Origin of the sequence: Rothia sp. HMSC078H08 (assembly GCF_001808955.1) — a bacterium.
Classification (GTDB): Bacteria; Actinomycetota; Actinomycetes; order Actinomycetales; family Micrococcaceae; genus Rothia.
Map to the genome: position 1 here is coordinate 1 of NZ_KV795255.1, position 18976 is coordinate 18976.

General features: G+C 59.1%; 14 protein-coding genes and 1 pseudogene. 3 read left to right on the plus strand and 12 right to left on the minus strand.

Features of this window, described 5'->3' with window-relative positions:
* Positions 1–15: 15 nt before the first annotated feature.
* The 5 genes from HMPREF2528_RS04970 to HMPREF2528_RS04985 form a co-directional block, all read right to left on the minus strand.
* A complete protein-coding gene (locus tag HMPREF2528_RS04970) occupies positions 16–450 on the minus strand; it encodes a hypothetical protein (protein ID WP_070542834.1) in 435 nt (144 codons plus the stop codon).
* A gap of 153 nt (positions 451–603) precedes the next feature.
* Complete coding sequence (locus tag HMPREF2528_RS09140) at positions 604–2205, minus strand: hypothetical protein (protein WP_070507083.1); 1602 nt, start codon at positions 2203–2205, stop codon at positions 604–606.
* A 111-nt stretch (positions 2206–2316) separates the two neighbouring features.
* Positions 2317–3288 carry a Ppx/GppA family phosphatase gene (locus HMPREF2528_RS04975; protein WP_070507085.1) on the minus strand — a complete coding sequence of 324 codons (972 nt, stop codon included), beginning with the start codon at positions 3286–3288 and terminating at the stop codon, positions 2317–2319.
* A 287-nt stretch (positions 3289–3575) separates the two neighbouring features.
* Positions 3576–6392 (minus strand): type I DNA topoisomerase, encoded by a 2817-nt coding sequence (topA, locus tag HMPREF2528_RS04980; protein WP_070542838.1) that lies wholly within the window; start codon positions 6390–6392, stop codon positions 3576–3578.
* A 340-nt stretch (positions 6393–6732) separates the two neighbouring features.
* Entirely contained in the window at positions 6733–7191 is a 459-nt protein-coding gene (locus tag HMPREF2528_RS04985; RefSeq protein ID WP_044145909.1) for a pyridoxamine 5'-phosphate oxidase family protein, read from the minus strand.
* A 144-nt stretch (positions 7192–7335) separates the two neighbouring features.
* Here HMPREF2528_RS04985 and HMPREF2528_RS04990 point away from each other — a divergent pair, with 144 nt between their 5' ends.
* A complete protein-coding gene (locus HMPREF2528_RS04990) occupies positions 7336–9087 on the plus strand; it encodes a DUF7059 domain-containing protein (protein WP_246823885.1) in 1752 nt (583 codons plus the stop codon).
* Between the two features lie 2 nt (positions 9088–9089).
* Positions 9090–9638 carry a pyrimidine dimer DNA glycosylase/endonuclease V gene (locus tag HMPREF2528_RS04995; RefSeq protein WP_070542845.1) on the plus strand — a complete coding sequence of 183 codons (549 nt, stop codon included), beginning with the start codon at positions 9090–9092 and terminating at the stop codon, positions 9636–9638.
* Between the two features lie 289 nt (positions 9639–9927).
* Here HMPREF2528_RS04995 and HMPREF2528_RS09325 read toward each other — a convergent pair.
* The 7 genes and pseudogenes from HMPREF2528_RS09325 to HMPREF2528_RS05025 all read right to left on the minus strand — a co-directional run.
* Positions 9928–10002: pseudogene (locus HMPREF2528_RS09325) on the minus strand (luciferase); the annotation flags it as partial.
* A gap of 38 nt (positions 10003–10040) precedes the next feature.
* The gene (locus HMPREF2528_RS05000; protein WP_083297874.1) at positions 10041–10277 is read right to left on the minus strand and encodes a hypothetical protein; all 237 of its coding nucleotides are present in this window, start codon (positions 10275–10277) and stop codon (positions 10041–10043) included.
* Positions 10274–10633: a Cd(II)/Pb(II)-sensing metalloregulatory transcriptional regulator CmtR gene (locus tag HMPREF2528_RS05005; protein WP_049331677.1), complete on the minus strand. Its 360-nt coding sequence runs from the start codon at positions 10631–10633 to the stop codon at positions 10274–10276. Before HMPREF2528_RS05005 ends, HMPREF2528_RS05000 begins: the two co-directional genes overlap by 4 nt.
* Positions 10634–11401: 768 nt before the next feature.
* Positions 11402–12355, minus strand: a complete 954-nt coding sequence (locus HMPREF2528_RS05010) for a hypothetical protein (protein WP_070542851.1) — start codon at positions 12353–12355, stop codon at positions 11402–11404.
* Between the two features lie 869 nt (positions 12356–13224).
* On the minus strand, positions 13225–14328 hold the full coding sequence (locus tag HMPREF2528_RS05015) for an LLM class flavin-dependent oxidoreductase (protein WP_070542854.1): 1104 nt from the start codon (positions 14326–14328) through the stop codon (positions 13225–13227).
* A 276-nt stretch (positions 14329–14604) separates the two neighbouring features.
* On the minus strand, positions 14605–15102 hold the full coding sequence (locus tag HMPREF2528_RS05020; protein ID WP_049331670.1) for a GyrI-like domain-containing protein: 498 nt from the start codon (positions 15100–15102) through the stop codon (positions 14605–14607).
* A complete protein-coding gene (locus tag HMPREF2528_RS05025; protein ID WP_070542857.1) occupies positions 15102–16013 on the minus strand; it encodes an oxygen-dependent tRNA uridine(34) hydroxylase TrhO in 912 nt (303 codons plus the stop codon). Before HMPREF2528_RS05025 ends, HMPREF2528_RS05020 begins: the two co-directional genes overlap by 1 nt.
* 167 nt (positions 16014–16180) lie before the next feature.
* On the opposite strand from HMPREF2528_RS05025, the gene HMPREF2528_RS05030 reads away from it, so the two are divergent.
* Positions 16181–18937: a DEAD/DEAH box helicase gene (locus HMPREF2528_RS05030; protein ID WP_083297875.1), complete on the plus strand. Its 2757-nt coding sequence runs from the start codon at positions 16181–16183 to the stop codon at positions 18935–18937.
* The last annotated feature ends 39 nt before the right edge of the window (positions 18938–18976 follow it).

Sequence of the window (18976 nt, forward strand, 5' to 3'; positions counted from 1 at the left end):
CCTGGTCACCCACACTCAACTCGGAAGAGCCAGATTAAGTATCTTTTTCTGGGCATTTGTATCCGAACAGACACTAAGAACTTTTCGCTCCCACACAGCTCGTTCAAGAGCAGCTTTTCGAGATGCTTCAATCTCCCTATATTCTTCAGAAGCTACAGAAAGCGCATCTACATTTCCAAACTTGACAAGCTCTTTATATTTCTCTGACACTTCGAGCCAGGTCTTATAACGAGTTAACTCAGGTGGCATCCCTTGTTTGGAGAGTTCCATCTGCTTAGTCTCCCTGCGAGCAGTCAGTATAAGACTCAAAGCGGCGATAACTGCCGTTGCAATTGGTGCGACGGCGGAAATCAGTACTTTGCCAAGATCATGGTCGTGGGTCCAATGCCAGAGATAATCCCAGCTGAATCCCTCAGCCAGCACCTGCGCTAACAGTAGTTGGTTTATCATCAGTGATTGTTCCTTTCTTCGTATTGTCGATTAATTACCTAGCGAAAATTTCACACTTCTCATAGCCTCCTTATTAAATTTACCGAAGCCCTACCCATAAAAAATATTTTCATTACTACATAAATTCCTGCCCATCTGTAAACCCAAAAATATTTAAGGCCACATGTGGCGGAGAGATTTTGAAGGCCTAGAATTAGATGCCCTCGAATACCGATAAAGTTTTTTCCTATTGCAAACGGAAGATAAGCTATCTTCCCCCAATTCAGATTTATATACTGCATAGTAATCACTAATTTTCCGCACTGACATATAAATATAAGCTATAGCTAAATAATCCAGAGGTTTACCAGCTTTAGAGTCTTCAATATAGCAGGGTATAAACTTATCAGAGTACAATTTAAGTTCTTTGTCAAAAATGCACTTTATATCATACTGCCATAATTTCATTACCAAGTAAGCACTAAATATTGAGATTATAAATATGACCATGAGAGCTACTAGGCTAGACTTCACTGATTTATCAGCAGATTCCAAATATAACTTGTACAAATAGGCCAATATCAGAAAAATAAATAGAATATACGTAGTTCTATATAGCAGCTTTCCAACTAAGTCAACCCAAAAGTACCTGACCCAAATAAAAATCCTATGCCGCCAACTCAAATCTGACGTTTCCGTAATATACAGTCCCTTATATAAATGCCCGCTTTCAAAAATCCTAATAAGCAACTCAACTAGAAAAATACCCAGAATAACACCAAAAACCGAGCTAGCAAATTCAAATGACCCAGTGACAAGAAAAACTGATAACGGGCTGAATAATAAGCAAATGATACACAAGAAACTCAGCCCAGGACTTCTAAGCAGTTCACCAAGACCCTTGAGGTATAGATTTGTTTTTACTTTGAAACTAAATCCAATATGGCTAATCTCAGATACAAAACGGTCGCCATATTTACAGCCTAAATCAATATGTCTATCTGTAGCATCAGAATCATTCGATTCAATCTTTGGCTCTGCAAGCAAAGAGTCCACCACGAAATACTCATCGACATGAGATTTGTTGATCTTTTTATATATATTATTAAATTTTTTCAGTCTAGATACATTTTCAATCAGAATATCCTTTTCACTGTAAGTTAACATCAATCCAGAAGATAGTGTAAACCAAGCAAAAAATACAATGAGCCACTGAGGAATATCTCCATACCTTGAAAGATCAATTTCAACAGGAACGAAATAAGTACCCCACCCAGGACCTACACGCCATGGTCCAAAAAACTCAGGAGCATACGATGTACCCTGAAGGTATCCCGCAAAAGCAGCATACCAAAAATTTATAATAAACACCATAGAAACAATGTAACTAACACATTTAGCAAATTTTCGATAGGCTGCACGGCGAGCGTCACCCAAAGGGCCCTCTACCCCATCTGCAAATTTACCTACACTAACATATAGACTCAAAAGAAGACTAGCCAAGGAAGCAAGAATTCCAATCCGTATATCAAAGATATAATACGGAACATTAAATACAACCTGAAATATCAAACTAATTGAACTACCTGTTTTTTCAGGATTGGAAATAAATGCCAAAATTGCTGGAAATATTACAAAGAAATAAGCTATAGTTACGATACCAAAAAGATTAAAAGGGGCATTAATAATATATTTTCTAAATATTTTTCTCCGTTTTTCTTCATGCTCTTCGCCCCAGGCTTCGTTGACCTCGTCAATAACTTCTTGGATTTTCATCGGTGATTGTTCCTTTCCTACATCGTTGTCGGCGGGTTATATACAAGAAAAGCGTTGACCCCGCAGACGGGTTCACATTACGCACCAACCTGCGGGGGTCATCATCATGTTCTACTCACCCAGGAGGGTCTTCGGGTTGACCGGAGTACCCGTACCCTCCGCCAGGTGCTCAATACGCTTCAAGATCAGGCCCTCACGCAGCGCCCACGGGCACACGCGCATCGTCTCAACCCCGAACGCCTCCATCGCCGCCTCCGCAGCGATAGCGCCCGCCAGCATCTGCTCCGCACGAGCCTTCGAAACACCCGGCAGGTCAGCACGCTCAGACACCGTCATCGCCTCCATGCGACGAGTCCACAGGAGCAAATCCTGCAAATGCATCTCACGCTTCACATGCGGGCCCGCCGAATACGGCGCCGCACCACAAATACGCGCCAACGAACGGAACGTCTTCGACGTACCAACCGTCATATCCGGCGCACCATACTTCAACAGGTTCTCCGCGACCGGGGCGATCTGCTCACGCACATACTTACGCAGACGCTTCACCTGCTTCGGGCTCGGCGGCTGCTCATCGAAAAACTCACGCGTCAAACGGCCCGCACCCAACGGCACGCTCATCGCCGCATCCGGCAACGCATTCGTGCCCGTCGAGAACTCAAACGAGCCGCCACCAATATCAAAATCAAGGATGCGGCCCGCACCCCAGCCCTGCCAGCGGCGCACCGCAAAGTACGTAATCGCCGCCTCCTGATCACCCGAAATACCGTTCAGGCTCACGCCGGTCTGCTCACGCACCTGATGCAGCACCGCCGAGCCGTTACCCGCCTCACGGATAGCGCTCGTGGAGAACGCCAGCAGGTCCTCCGCCTCATTCTCGATCGCGAAGTCGCGGGCGCTAGTCACGAAGCGGGTCAGCGCGTCCGCGCCCTCCTGCGAAATATTGCCCTCAGCGTCGAGGTACTGCACGAGCTGCAGCGGAATCTTGTGCGACGCGTACGGTTCGGGGCGCGCTCCAGGGCTGCCGTCAATCAGCAGCAGGTGGACCGTATTCGACCCGACATCCAGAACTCCCAGGCGCACGATGCGCTCCCCTCCCCCGCCCCGCGGCGGGATATCGTCTGTGTGCGGTACCGCAGGTGCGGCGCCTCTTCCAGTCTGTCAGAGGCGCGGCTCACTCCGCAAACAATCCGGGCGGATGCCCAGCATCAGCACAGCGAGGCCATAAAAACACGGCGCAAGCCTAAGAAACATAGCGCGGGTATAAAAACGCGCCGAACCTCCGAACGCGCCGGGCACGCAAAAGGCGCAGGAGGCACCCCACCCCACTAAGGGGTTCGGGACGCATCCTGCGCCTTTAGGTAGAAGAGCTACTCGGCGGTCTTCTTCGCCGCGGTCTTACGAGTGGTCGTCTTCTTCGCGGTAGTAGACTTTGCGGTCGTCTTCTTAGCAGTAGTCTTCTTAGCCGTGGTGGTCTTCTTCGCGGCGGTCTTACGCTTGACCGGGCCCTTCGCGCGCTTGTCAGCAAGCAGCTGCACCGCACGCTCGTGGGTCAGCGACTCGACCGACTCCGCACGCGGAACCGTAATGTTCGTAATACCGTCGGTGATGTACGGGCCAAAGCGGCCGTCCTTCACCACGATCTTCTTCTCGCTGACCGGGTCCACGCCCAGCTCAGCCAGCGGAGGCTTAGCCGCCGCACGACCGCGCTGCTTCGGCTGGGAGTAAATCTCCAGGGCCTGCTCCAGCGTAATCGTGAAGATCTCGTCCTCGCTGCCAATCGAGCGGGAGTCCGTGCCCTTCTTCAGGTACGGGCCAAAGCGGCCGTTCTGCACGGTAATCTCCACGCCCTCAGCGTCGGTACCGAGCACGCGCGGCAGGCTCATCAGCTGCAGTGCCTGCTCCAGGGTCACGGTCGCCAGGTCCATGGACTTGAACAGGGACGCGGTACGAGGCTTGGCGGGCTTCGGCTTCTTCTTCGGCTTGGGCTTACCGTTCTTGTAGTATTCGGTCGGCTGCGCGTCCAGGTATGCCTGGATCTGCTCCTCGGTCATCTCCTCGATCACCTCGGTGACGTAGGGGCCGTAGCGGCCGTCGCGTGCCACGATCTGGTTGCCGGAGACCGGGTCCACGCCGAGTACGCGGCCGTCGGACTTGCCCTGTTCGAGCAGTTCGCGTGCCTTCGCTTCGGTCAGTTCGTCCGGTGCCAGGTCGGCAGGTACGTTCGCGCGGATCGGTTCGGTCAGTTCGCCGGTCTCGGTGTCGAGGGTTCCTTCGGCTTCCAGGTAGGGGCCGAACTTGCCCACGCGTAGCACAATGCCGTCCGCGATCGGGATGGAGTTGATGCTGCGGGCGTCAATCTCGCCGAGGTTGTCGACGATGGGCTTCAGGCCGCGCTTGGAGCCGCCGCCGAAGTAGAACTCGCCCAGCCATTCGACGCGGGATTCTTCGCCGCGTGCGATGCGGTCGAGGTCTTCTTCCATCTGCGCGGTGAACTCGTAGTTCACGTAGGGACCGAAGCTGGATTCGAGCAGGCGCACCACGGAGAACGCGATCCAGGACGGGATCAGTGAACCAGAACGAACGTTCACGTATCCGCGGTCCATAATGGTCGAAATAACCGCCGCGTAGGTGGACGGGCGGCCAATGCCCAGCTCGTCCAGGGTCTTCACGAGGGACGCCTCGGTGTAGCGCGGAGGCGGCAGGGTCTCGTGGCCGGCGGGTTCAATCGCCTCGGCGGTCAGTGCCTCGCCGGTGGTCAGGTTCGGCAGGCGCTTCTCAGCGTCCTTCGCCTCACGCTCAGCCACGCGGGATGCGTCAACGCCCTCCTCGTAGGCGGCGAGGAAGCCTCGGAAGGTGATGACGGTACCGGATGCTGCGAACTCGGCGTCCTGGCCGTTAGATGCCACGGCGCCCAGGCGTACGGAGGCGGTGGAACCGGTCGCGTCAGCCATCTGGGAGGCGACGGTACGCTTCCAGATCAGCTCGTAGAGGCGGAACTCGTCGTTGGACAGAGAGCCGCGCACGGCGTCCGGGGTGCGGAAGGTGTCACCCGCGGGACGGATTGCCTCGTGGGCTTCCTGCGCGTTCTTGCTCTTGGAGGTGTACACGCGCGGTGCGGAGGGCACAAACTCGGCGCCGTACAGCTCGGATGCCTGGCGGCGTGCGGCGGAGATTGCCTGCTCGCTCAGTGCCACCGAGTCGGTACGCATGTAGGTGATGTAACCGTTTTCGTAGAGGCGCTGCGCCACCTGCATGGTCACGCGGGAGGAGAAACGCAGCTTACGTGCGGCTTCCTGCTGCAGGGTGGAGGTGGTGAACGGCGCTGCCGGGCGGCGCTTGTACGGCTTGGTCTCAACGGAGCGCACCGAGAACGCGGCGGACTGCAGGGATGCAGCGAGCGCGCGGGCGGCTTCCTCGTTCAGGTGGGTGACCTTGGAGGTGTTGAGGGTGCCGTTGTCTGCGAAGTCCTTGCCGGTGGCGATCCGCTGACCGTCTACGGCGACCAGCTTGGCGTCAAAGCCCTCGGAGGCTGCGGTCAGGAAGCGTCCGGTCAGGTCCCAGTAGTTGGCGGCAACGAATGCCATGCGTTCGCGTTCGCGCTCAACCACGAGGCGGGTTGCGACGGACTGCACGCGGCCTGCGGAGAGGCCGCGGCCGACCTTGCGCCAGAGTACGGGGGAAATTTCGTAACCGTAGATGCGGTCGAGGATGCGGCGGGTTTCCTGTGCGTCGACCAGGTGCAGGTCGATGTCGCGCAGTTCGCCGAAGGCACGCTGAATGGCTTCCCGGGTGATTTCGGGGAAGGTCATGCGGTAGACGGGTACCTTGGGCTTGAGGACTTCCTTCAGGTGCCATGCGATGGCTTCACCTTCGCGGTCACCATCGGTTGCCAGGTAGAGCGCGTCTACTTCTTTGAGCTTGCGCTTGAGTTCGGCGACCTTTTTCTTCTTGTCGGGGTTGACCACGTAGTAGGGTTCGAAGTTCTCTTCAACGTTGACAGCGAACTTGCCGACGGGGCTCTTCTTGAGGTTCTCGGGCAGTTCGGAGGGCTGCGGAAGGTCGCGGATATGGCCCATGGACGAGTCGACAAGGTAGTCCTCGCCGAGGTAGCTACTGATGGTTTTGACCTTGGAGGGAGACTCCACAATCAGCAGGGCTTTTCCGTTCTTTGCCTGAGCGGGCACGGCACTCCTCTATCTGTGTGTTGAAAAGCTACGTATTCAACCATAACCTACGCTGGCGCTTGTGGGCGCCGACTGGTTGTGGTGTACGCGGGTGAGGTGATCGGTGGGGGTGTAGTTTATGTTGGGTTGATGTGGTGCGCTCGGTGCGTTTCATGCGGCGAGCGCGCGGTGACCCGGCGCGAGGCGAGCTGGCACGGTTCTGGTTGATGAGGACCGGGCGTGTTGAGCTTGCATGAGCGCGCAGGGTACTCGGTACATCATACGGTACCGGAGCGGTGGTGTGTGCACGGGGTACATGGGGGCGGGTGCTGGGGCGCACCGCACCCGCTCACCTGCGTTTCTAGCTGGTGAGGGTGTCCGAGTCGGGATGGGTGCCGTCCAGGTATGCGGGCAGCAACGGGTATTCGCGACCGTACACGGTCTGCGGCGCGATGCGCACCCACTGCATTTCGTGGGTTTCGGAGTCGGGCAGGTCGAAGGTGCGCACAATCTGCGGGGTCATTTCCGGCGGCAGCCAGTGGGCGATACCGACCACGATGACGGAGCGGATGCCGTCTTCGAGGGTTTCGTCGATTTCGAAGGCGACGCGGCGGCTGACCACCACGGAGGAGAACTTGTTGCCGCGGGTGGTGCGGATATAGATTTCCTGCTTGTCGTCTTGGCTGGCGACGGCGTAGAGCACGGGCAGCACATCGACGTGCTGTCCGTCAGTGAGGATGAGGCGGCCGAGAGTGTTTGCGTGCAGACGCTCCCAGCACTTGTCGACGCTGATACTTTCATCGGGGTACAGGTTACTCATGGTTTCAGTGTATGCGATGGGGTGGGCGCTCTTGCGCAGATGACGGTTTTGGTCAGTGGGTGGGTCGGGACTGTGTCATTGCGCTGCCGCCTATACGCGGTGGGCGCGCCCGGGCAGATGCGGCGGGTGCGTAGAATGGTGTGCATGACTATTTCTGCCGCCTTTTTCGCTCCCGAGTACGCCGCCGTTGCGGATGCTCCCCGCAGCGATGATTACGCCCGCCTGACCCGCATCCGTGAACGCCTGCTGGCGTTGAACTACAGCTATGACGCTGTGCAGGAGCTGCTGGGTGTTGAGGCGGCTGAGGCGATGGCTCGCGATCAGGTGGTTCCGGGCTTGTGGCGTGTGGAGCATATTCTGCGCAGCGATTACAGTGCGGGTGAGAAGAACCTGGCGCGTCTGCTGGCGTTTTTCCTGCTGGCTCGTCCGCTCACTGAGGCGGAGGCAGCCGAGGTTTTCGGCGATGCCCTGGTTGATTTCGAGAATGCCGCGCTGATTGAGCGCGACGCCGCGGATTCTACCCGCTGGTCCGCAAGTGTTGATTTGCGCCCGCACGCCGCCGATGACGGCACCGAAATCTTTGTTGCCGCTGACCTGGGTGCGCATCAGCGCCCCGGCGTGCTCCGCAAGGATCACGTGCTCGGTATCGGTCACGCATCCCTGACTCTGGCGCAGATTACCGAGCGCACCCCCGTCAAGCGTGCCCTGGATGTGGGCACCGGCTGCGGTATTCAGACCTTCCACCTGCTCGCCCACGCCGAGCACGTGACCGCCACCGATATTTCGGAGCGTGCCCTGGCGTTCACCCGTTTTAACCTGCTGCTGAACGCGCAGACTCTCAACATTGACCCGCAGAACCCGCAGGCGCGCGTGAGCCTGCGCATGGGTTCCCTGCTGGAGCCGGTCGCTGGTGAGCTTTTCGACCTGGTGGTGTCGAACCCGCCGTTCGTGATTACCCCGCGCGTTGCCGGTGAGAGCGCCGAGGAACAGTTCACCTACCGTGACGGTGGTCTGCCCGGTGACGAAATTGTGAGCACGATGGTGCGTCAGCTACCGTCGGTGCTGGTGCCCGGTGGCCGCGCGCAGATGCTGGGCAACTGGGAAATTATTCGCGATTCGGCAGATCCGGACGCACCGCGCCCGTGGGATGAGCGTCCGCGTGCCTGGGTTGCCGACGGCGGCGCGGAGGCGTGGTTTATTCAGCGTGAGGCGCTGACCCCCGCCTCCTACGCGGAGACCTGGTTGAAGGATGCGAGCGAGAACCGCGACCGCAGCCACTACGAGCAGACCTACGTGGCGTACCTGAACGACTTCGCTTCCCGGAACGTTCATTCTATTGGTTTCGGCATGATTTGGCTGCGCCGCCCGACCGAGGCGACCGCGGCAGGGGTGACCGAGCCCCTGCAGCGTTTCGAGGAGATCACCTACCCGATTCAGCAGCCCATCGCCCGCGCCCTCACCGAGTCCGTGCGCCGCTACGACCGCCTCGCCGCCATGGACGATGAGGCGATCCTTACCGCACACCTGGAGGTCGCCGAGGACGTCACCGAGGAGCGCCACGGCCGCCCCGGGGCCGAGCATCCCAGCGTCATTTTGTTGCGTGCCGGTTCGGGTCTGTGCCGTACTCAGCTGCTTTCCACGGAGACCGCTGGTTTTGCGTCGGCGAGCGATGGTGAGCTTGCCGTGGGTCAGATTGTGGCGGCTCTTGCCATGCTGCTGTCCTGGCCCGAATACGATGAGGCTGCCGCTGCGGCACGCGGTACGCAGGAGCAGCATCCGCGCGACACCCTGCTGCACGCCGTGCGCGAGCTGGTGCTCAAGAGCTTCCTGCACTTTAGCGACGAGCACGCGGGCGCAACGTCGGCTGGCGAGAGCACTGCAGAAGCGCAGGGCTAGGCGTGCGCATTTGGTCCCTTCATCCCTGTCTGCTCGATCGGCGCGCCCTGGTTGCCTGCTGGCGTGAAACTCTGCTGGCGCAGAAGGTTCTGCGGGGTCTGACTCGCGGGTACACGAACCATCCGCAGCTGATTCGTTTTCGCGCTCATCCGCAGCCGCTGGAGGCGGTTGCCGCCTACCTGTCCGGGCTGGCGGATGAGGCGGATGCCCGCGGCTACTCGTTCAACCGTGCACTGATTGGTGCGGGCAAAGATGATGCGGGCAAAGATAGCACAAACGAAAATAGCGTAGGCAAAAACGGTACCGATAAAAACTGCGCTGACAAGGCGGAAGACCCGTACGCTTCGGTCGCGCGTATTCCCGTGCCTTTGGGTCAGTTGGAGTACGAGCTCGCCTTTCTGCGGCACAAGGTGGCTGGGCGTGACCCCGAGTGGGAGCACCGGTTGAGCGAGCGCCTGGCGGCGCGCGGCGAGCTGGCGGCGTGTGCGCATCCGCTCTTTGAGGTGGTTCCGGGCGCTATTGAGCCTTGGGAAAAGACGAAAGATTTTTAGACAGAGGGACTTCTAGATAGAAGGATTTCTAAGAATGTGAGCATAGTAATGCCCCGGCGGAACCCTTGCGGGTGCCTGCCGGGGCATCGCTGTATATGTGGCTCAAGCTGCATGGGAACAAGCATCTCAGCGCGTTACAAAGCGCCGGAAACATCTTGGCACGGGGTCTTTACCCCAGGACCTTTACCCCAGGATCTTCACCTCAGGACCTTTACTTGGTGGTCAGCGCGGGCTTAATTTCCTTCACGATTGCGTCAAACATCTTCAGGTTGAAGTCCACGCCCAGCTACAGTCGACCCGCCGCAATGAGATCGGCCATGGCGGCAAGTTCAGCCATGTAGAGCGGGTTTTCGTAGCGCATGTCTGGGTTGCAGCACTGGCTCTTCATCGTCGGGTGACGGGTCAGTCGTCTTCGAGGTCCTCTAGCACTTCGAACGGCGACTCGACGTCGCCGCGCCAGGCCTCCAGGCCTTCGCGCACCGCGAGCACCGCCACGACCAGCGCCGCGGACGAGGCGAGGACGCCTGCCCAGACTGCGACGATTGCCTCGATTACGTTGTACGTGATCGTGAAGCCGACGATGAAGCGGACGCGCCGGTGCAGCATCGCGCGGCGCGCGGTGGTCAGGGTCTCGCTCATGCTCCCGCCGCCGTTCCACAGCAGCCCGACACCGAGCATGCCGGGTCGATGCACGGCGCGGCCTCGTCCACCGCGAGCGTGACGTCGATCAGGGACGTCAGTGCCGCGGCGAGGTGCGGGTCGGCGATCTCGTAGCGCGTCTGGCGGCCCTCGGGCTCGGCGACGACGATTCCGCAATCGCGCAGGCAGGTCAGGTGGTTGGACACGTTCGAGCGGGTCAGCTCCAGCTCGCGCGAGAGCACGGCTGGATAGCTCGGGCCGCCGAGGAGGGTCATCAGAATCCGGGAACGTGTCGGGTCGGCCATGGCGCGGCCGAGCCGGTTCATGACGTCGAGGTGTGAAGCAATAGTCAGCATACGATGACTATACAGTGATAACTGACCAATTGTCCACTTGTGCGGGCTGCCGCACGTGCTCCGCGCCCTTGCCCTCGGGAGGCGGCAGAGTTCGCGCTCATCAGCGACCACCGCCCATCACGGAAGCGACGGCGGCACGCTGGCGGCACGCGGCGAGCTGGCGGCGTGTGCGCATCCGCTCTTTGAGGTGGTTCCGGGCGCTATTGAGCCTTGGGAAAAGACGAAGGACTTTTAGACAGAGGGATTTCTAGTAGGCAGAGGGATTCTAGAACTTCTGCATCTGAAAACACTTGCGAAAGCTCTAAAGCGCGATAAAGCCCCGCCCCCGAACTACGGGGGCAGGGCTTTACTGAGGTGGCTGAGGGCCGTCTTCTACACCGGGTAGCACCGCAATAAGCCACGTATAGCACGGGATTGACCCCGAACCCTATCGGCAGAATTTGAAGACTACAGGGGTTAAAAACCGACGCATCTGCACGTTATCTAAAAGACTCCTCGCAGTGCGTCATGAAACCAGGGTAAGGCGTGTTCTTCCTCTAAGCTACCTCAACCCAATTTTTCATTTCACTCGGGGTGTCAAACACCGTTTGCCTGCTCTGATATGCTCCGTGCGGTCACTCTCATCCACAGGGTGCAACTTCTACAGGGGCGGTGCATATACCGTCGTCCGCGTAGCGCTTGATGTACCATCTGCGCCGAACATCGGCGCCAATATATTCCCTGTTTTCTTCCTCTCAACTGCCTAATGTAGAAGACTTATCCTTGGGATTAGCAGCTACGAATAGTAGCGGTGGTCTGCAGCTCGTTATTCAGCTGAACGTTCGGCACCTCAGCACCCGAGTAGGTGATGGTAGCCGATTCCACCTGCGAGGTCAGGGAGAAGCTCTTAAAACCGTATGCCGGGTAAACTTCAATCACACCGGGCAGAATAACAACCTGACCGTAGTACTTAGAACCGGTCTGAGTCAGAGTGTAGTCTCGGCTGGTCGTGTAAGTAATCGTGCCGGTAAAGGTTGCGGTGCCGTCGCCGTTATCCTTGATGGTCGGCACAGAAGCATTCCAGGTGCCAGCCACGTTCGCGGTACCCAGGTACGGAGCGGTAGCATTCAAATCGCCCATGCGGCCGGTGAGAGTCTTAGTCCACTTCTGAGCGGATCGCTGAAGGGCAATATTGTTGAGAGTCCACTTCCAGTTGGAGGTAGTCGGGACGACCACGGTCACCAGGGTGCTGAAACGCGCACCCGCCTTCAGAACTGCCTTAGAACCAGAGACGTAACCGGTACCGGTCTTCACCGCAGTGGTGGGTACAGAGAACCAGAAGCCGGTCGAGCTAACATAACCACCGTTAGAACCGCTACCAGAGTTGGTCACAGGAGTGTAGCTACCCGCGCCAACCTTTGCCATACCATCGGTGAAGCAGCCTTCAGAAGTAACATTCATGGTCGGGGTATAGGTGCCACCGTTAGCCCAGTATGCCTGGGGGCTGGTGGGGCCGTTAAAACCAGCGTCATCACTGTGGGTATAACCGACAAAACCACCGTTATAAGCGGTGGTCACGAAGAGACCGTATTCGCTACCGGCAGTATCACCGGTGCTGGCAGCATATGCCGGAACGACAGCGGATGCGGCGATAACGGGGGTTGCCCAGGCTGCACCGGCTGCCAACTGGCGGCGGCTCAAACCGGGCTGCTGAGCCTCGATGGAGGATTTTTCAGAAGTCATGAGGACTAGTCCTTATCTCGTATGTTGAGTGATAATTCACGATGCACTACCGAAGATGCTCTGAAAGGGTCGGTACAGGAAGAAGTATCCACCTGGAAGAACGCTCTTATCTCCGGGCTTTCCGGATGAGCACTCGATCTACCCTTTTCACGACGGTTCATCGTCGTTGGAAAATCCTGGGTGGCGTGTTAAGACTAGGCATATTCAAAAGATAATAAAAATGCATTGAGATGCATTAAATAAAATTTTTAAATAAATTGCATTTATACGCTTTGAATTATTTATTTTCAGTGCGGAGAAATATGTGGCTTTAATATAGCCCACAACAGGCAATGCCCCTTTTTCCGGGTATTCATTCTTGCAGAAAGCCACAAAAAACCACACTCTTCACCCCCGAAGCCAACACTTACCTTCAGGCAGAAGAAGAGACTCGCCGCTATTATCGTGACGTTTATCACCTTTGCCTACCCAACACAAATATTACTCGAAAGTGCCGCCCTGCACCGTCAAATCAACGAGTCGGACGACTTTATGAAACGCAGGGAAAAACCCACTCCCCCACCCTTGAAAGGTTCAGGACGCAAGGCAACAGACCTTCCACCTAGGATGCGCCTCGATAGGATGTGCCCCGACCCCACATATTCTCAACCCTCACATGCGGATTCAAATAGCCCGATAGTACACAGATCGCCCCGGAATCATAGCTCCGGGGCGATCTTCATAATGAAAATTAGTTTAGGGAATAAAGTGCAAACTTACACGTGGACGATACACCCAGACAGCATGCTGTTTTTACACCGTTCTGCACCCTATTTATTTACCAATAAATATTTCTAAAATAACCAATAAATTCAATAATTTTATGATATTTACTTGGTGGTCAGCACGGGCTTGATTTCCTTGACGATGGCATCCAGCATCTTCAGATTGAAGTCCACGCCCAGCTGGTTCGGTACGGTCAGCAGCACGGTGTCCGCTGCCTGAACCGCCTCGTCACGAGCGAGCTCCTCGGCAATCTCCGCCGGGTCACCAATGTAGCTACGGCCAAAGCGAGAGAAGCTGTTGTCGATAATGCCGGTGTAATCCTGTGAATCCTCCGCGGCGCGGCGACCGAAGTAGCGCGCCGAGGTCTCATCAATCACCGGCAGCACCGAGCGGGAGACCGAAACACGCGGAACACCCGAGTTACCCGCCTTCACCCATTCGGAGCGGAAGAGGCGAATCTGCTGTGCCTGCTGCTGGTCGAAGGGAATACCCTTATCTTCAAGCATCAGAGTCGAAGACATGAGGTTCAGGCCCTTCTGCGCGGTCCACACGGCGGTGCTATCGGTGCCCGCGCCCCACCAGATGCGGTCACGCAGGCCCGGCGACTGCGGCTGGACGGGGGCGTACTTGCCGGGAACGCGAGCGCTGGGTGCCATACCCTCACCCTCGATTGCCTTGAGGAAGATGTCGAGGTGACGGCGCGCCATGTCGCTCTCGTTTTCACCCTCTGCCGGGTAGTAGCCGAAGCTCTCAAAACCGCGAATCACGGATTCGGGCGAACCGCGGGAGACACCGAGCTGCAGTCGGCCCGCCGCGATGAGGTCAGCCATGGCGGCGAGTTCCGCCATGTAGAGCGGGTTTTCGTAGCGCATGTCAATCACGCCGGTGCCCAGCTCGATGCGTTCAGTCTTCGCGGCGATGGCGGAGAGTAGCGGGTAGGGGGTTGCCTGCTGCTGGTCGAAGTGGTGCACGCGGAAGAACGCGCCGTCCAGCCCGATGTCTTCGGCGCCTACGGCGAGGTCGATGGCCTGATGCAGGGATTCTGCGGCGGAGGGTACGCGGGAGCCGGGAACTTCAGCCCAGTGGCCGAAGGAGAGGAAGCCGAGCTTCTTTTCGGTGCCAGCCTTGGGTTCGAGGTGGCTGATGCGGATGGACTCGTCGAGCTGCGGATCGAATTGCGGGGTGCCGGGGTTGGTGGGGGTGCTCATTGTTTTTTCCTTTGCGGGTTGTGCCCGATTCTCTTGTAGTGCCGGGCTGGTGATTTAAATCTAAACCCAGATATTTTACATGTCAAGTATTTTGTTTCGGAGTGTTACGCCCAGAGCACCGCTCCCCCGCTTTCGCCGCACGTGTCACCCACTCCGGAGCACAAAATATAGGCCACAAAAGGGCGCAGAAAAGCCCGGTGGCACGAACGCATCGCACCACCGGGCCCTTCTATTCAACAGCTAAAACTGCAACTATAACCGCAGAAACAAGCTACATTAGGAACGCTTCGCCAGCGGAACCCACAGTTCCATACGGTAATCAGCCGCCTGCATATCGCCGCGGCCGTACACCTCAAGGCCACCCACCGGGCGGTACTGCGGGTTCTTCGCGAAGAACGCTTCCTCGAAGCTCGCAAAGCCAGCCGGAATGGACTCCGAAATCGGGCCGGTCACCTCGACCACCGCGTAGGTGCTCGCAGGCAGCTCCAGCACGCCCAGGCCGAGCTTCGCCGCGCTCGCCGGCTCCGACACCAGGAAGCCCGCCGTGTAGCGGACCTGACCCTTCGGGTTCGGCTGAGTGCACACGCCCAGGTACTGGGTCACGTTCAGAACGTCCAGCATTGCCGGGGAGGCCTTCTGATTCAGCTCATCCCACAGCGGGGAGAAGTCCTCATCCAGGGAAAACACCCGCGAAACGCCGGCAACGACCATCGCCGGGTGTTCCTCAACGCGGGGCTCTGAAATCTGAACCGCGTTCTCCTTGGCGGAGGCCATTAGGCCCTCACCTCGGCGGCTTCGCGGTCCACCGAGCACTCGGGCACGCAGTGGCGCTTCGCATCATCAGCTGCGCACTCGGGGCAGAGCAGAACCAGCTCACGGCAGGAATCGTTGGAGCAGTTCTCGAACTTGTTCGAGGGGGCGCCGCACTGTTCGCACTTGCCGATGGTGACGGTGTCCGGGGTGAACTCCATGTGCATGCGCTTGTCGAAGACGTAGAGCGAGCCTTCCCACAGTTCCTTGTCGCCGTACTTCTCGCCGTAACGCACGATGCCGCCGTCGATCTGGTAGATTTCCTTGAAGCCGCGGTTCTTCATGAGCGCGGAGAGAATCTCGCAGCGGATCCCGCCGGTGCAGTAGGTGACGACCGGCTTGTCCTTGAGGTCGTCGTACTTGCCGGACTCAATCTCGCGGATGAAGTCGTGGGTGGTGCGCACGTCGGGGACAATGGCGTTCTTGAACTTGCCGATCTTCGCTTCGAAGGCATTACGGCCGTCAAAGAAGACCACCTCGTCGCCGCGCTCTTCAACAAGCTTGTTGACCTCTTCAGGCTTCAGGTGCACGCCGCCGCCAACGACGCCGTTCTCGTCCACCTGCAGCTCGTCGGGAGCGCCGAAAGCCACAATCTCGTCGCGAGCCTTCACGGACAGGCGAGGGAAGTCCTCCGCACCACCCTCGGACCACTTGAACTCCATGCTCTTGAAGCCGGGGTACTTGCGGGTTTCCTTGGTGTACGCCTTGACCGCGTTAATCTCGCCGCCGAGGGTGCCGTTAATGCCGTGCTTGGAAATCAGGATGCGCCCGCGCAGGCCGAGCTTCTCGCAGAGGGCACGCTGCCAGAGCATGACCGCCTGCGGGTCGGCGATGGGGGCGAACTGGTAATACAGAATAATCTTATTTTGAGCCACGAAACTATTTTAACGTGCGATACCCCCAATACATACAGAATCCTTGATGCGTGCGAACCCTCGGCACAAAAATACGCCCGATACCCCGGAACGCCCCCGACTGAAGACGGATGGGCCCGTAACGAACGAGGGAGTTCGCGCGCGAGCCGAGACCTACAATTGAAGCCATGCCCCAGCACGCAGCTCATCACCCCGCAGACCCCCAATCCGCGAATGTAGACCGTTCGGGCCCACCGGCGGCACCCGGCGTTCCCCGCCGCCTCGGCGACCTTCCAAACGCCACTCAGCAGGCTCTGAGCGCCCTCCTCCCCGAGCTGTCGCCCGCCTCCGCCCTGCCCGAGCAGATCACCCACGTGCACACCATCCCGGCCCGCGAGGCGGAGCACGCCCCCTGGCCGCAGTGGATGCATCCGCGCGTGGTTGAGGCCTTCGAATCTCTCGGCATTTCGGAGCCATACGCTCACCAGGCCGCCGCCGCGCAGGCGGCCCACGCCGGTCTTGACGCCGCCCTGGAGGCGAGCGCCGCCCGCTACGGCTGGCGGAGCGGGCACCCCACAGCTTCGCCCGGCGACCAGATGTCCGCGCCGGGTCGCGCGCACGCGGAGGGACCGGGTAGCGGCGGGCACGTTATCGTTGCCACGGGCACGGCATCGGGCAAGACCCTGAGCTACCTGATGCCCACGCTGGACGCCGTTTACCGAGCTTCGTGCGGCGAATCGGTGAGCTCAACTTCCGCGTATTCCGGGACTGAGAACCTCAATAATAGAGCGAATATTCTTTATATTTCTCCGGCGAAGGCACTCTCCGCAGACCAACTCACCGCCCTCACCTCCTACAATCTTCCCGGGCTTTACCCGGCCAGCTACGACGGGGACACCCCCACCGGCGAACGCCGCTGGATTCGCGAGCACGCCAACTTCGTCCTCACCACCCCGGACATGCTCAACTACTCGATTCTGAGCAACCACCGGCAGTGGGCCTCCTTCCTGCGCGGGCTGCGCTACGTGGTGCTCGACGAGGCCCACAGCTATCGAGGGGTCTTCGGCGCGCACATCGCCAATCTGATGCGCCGTCTACGGCGCGTCTGCGCCCTTTACCGCAGCGTGCCCGTGTTCTACGGCGCCTCGGCCACCAGCTCCAACCCGGTCGAGTCCTTCGCCAAGCTCATTGGCGTGCCGCAGCGGGCGGTCACCGCCATCACCGAATCCACGGCCGCCAGCGGCGAGACCGCCGTGGTGCTCTGGGAACCCGAGCTACTCCCGCCCGCAGCAACCGACCGCCTGGCCGCCGGTGCCCGCAGCACCCAGCAGGAAGCCCTCAAATCCGAAGCCGAACAGAACGCCCCGCGCCGCCTCTCCCCCATCGAGCAGGGTGCGCAGATGCTCACCGACCTGGTGCTATCGCGCACCCGCTCGCTGGTCTTTGCGGGCTCCCGTCGCAGCGTGGAGGTCCTCTCACAGAAGACCCAACGCTACCTCGACGAAGTTGAGCCCGGCCTCGCCCACCGTGTCGCCGCGTACCGGGCAGGGTACACCCCCGAAGAGCGCCGCGAACTCGAACGCAGGCTCCGCAACGGCGAGCTGCTGGGCCTGGCTAGCACCTCCGCACTGGAGCTGGGTATCGACATTTCCGGGCTGGACGCGGTCATCGTGGCCGGCTGGCCCGGCACCCGCGCATCCTTTACCCAGCGCATCGGCAGAGCCGGACGAGGCGGCCAGGACGCACTCGCCGTTCTCATCGCCGACGACAACCCGCTCGATACCTACCTAGTGCACCACCCGGAGGCGATTTTTGGGCAGGACGTTGAAGCCACCGTTTTCGACCCAACCAACCCCTATGTGCTCTCCCCTCAGCTCTGTGCGGCCGCCCAGGAGGCCCCCATCCGCGTTGAGGAGCTGAACCTTTTCGGCCCGCACACCGAGGCGCTCCTGGATCGCCTGGTGCAGCAGGGGTACCTGCGTCGCCGCCCGGACGGCTGGTACTGGACGCACGCCGAATCAGCCGCCGACCTGGTCGATATCCGCGGCACCGGTGGCGGCCCCTACCAGCTCATCGACGCCGAAGACGGCACCCTGGTTGGCACCATGGACGCCGCGCACGCCATGAGCCAGGGGCACCCGGGCGCGATCTACATTCACCAGAACGCGCAGTATGTGGTCGAGTCCCTCAGCGAGGGCGAGCGCGTGATCCTGCTCAGCCGCGTCTACCCGGACTACTACACGCGTGCCGTTGAGAGCACGGAGGTTCGTATTCTGGCAGAGCGTGCGCGGGTTAGTTACGGTGCGCATAACGCTGTTGGGGAAGCGGCTCCCGGCGAGGCTGCTCCCGGCGAGGCTGCTCCCGTCGAGAGTGCTTCTGGAGAACAGCAGCTCGCCCCGCTCACCATGCACCGCGGGCAGGTTCAGGTCACCGACCAGGTCACCGGGTACCGGCGCTTCTCCGTCTACGGCGGCGAATACCTGGGCGAAGAGGCGCAACCCATGCCGCCGGAAGTGCTCATGACCGAGGCGGTCTGGTTCACCTTCGAGCCCAGCTACCTGTTCGGTGCGGGCGTGACCGAAGAGGACGGCCCCGGCACCCTTCACGCCGCCGAGCACGCCGCCATCGGGCTGCTGCCGCTCATCGCCACCAGCGACCGCTGGGATTTGGGTGGACTCTCCACGCTGCTTCACGTGGACACCGGCAGGCCCACCATTTTCGTCTACGACGCCGCACCCGGCGGCGCGGGCATTAGCGAGCGCGGCTTCAACGCGGTTGCGCAGTGGCTGAGCGCCACCCTTGAAGCAATCGAAAGCTGCGGATGCGAAAACGGTTGCCCCTCCTGCGTGCACTCGCCCAAATGCGGCAACCGCAACGAGCCGCTCAGCAAACACGGCGCACGGGCGCTACTGCAGGCGATGCTGCAGAGCATGGCGGAGGCGTAGGTTACTGCAGAAGGCGTAGAGCGGGCTGGGAGCGCGGGG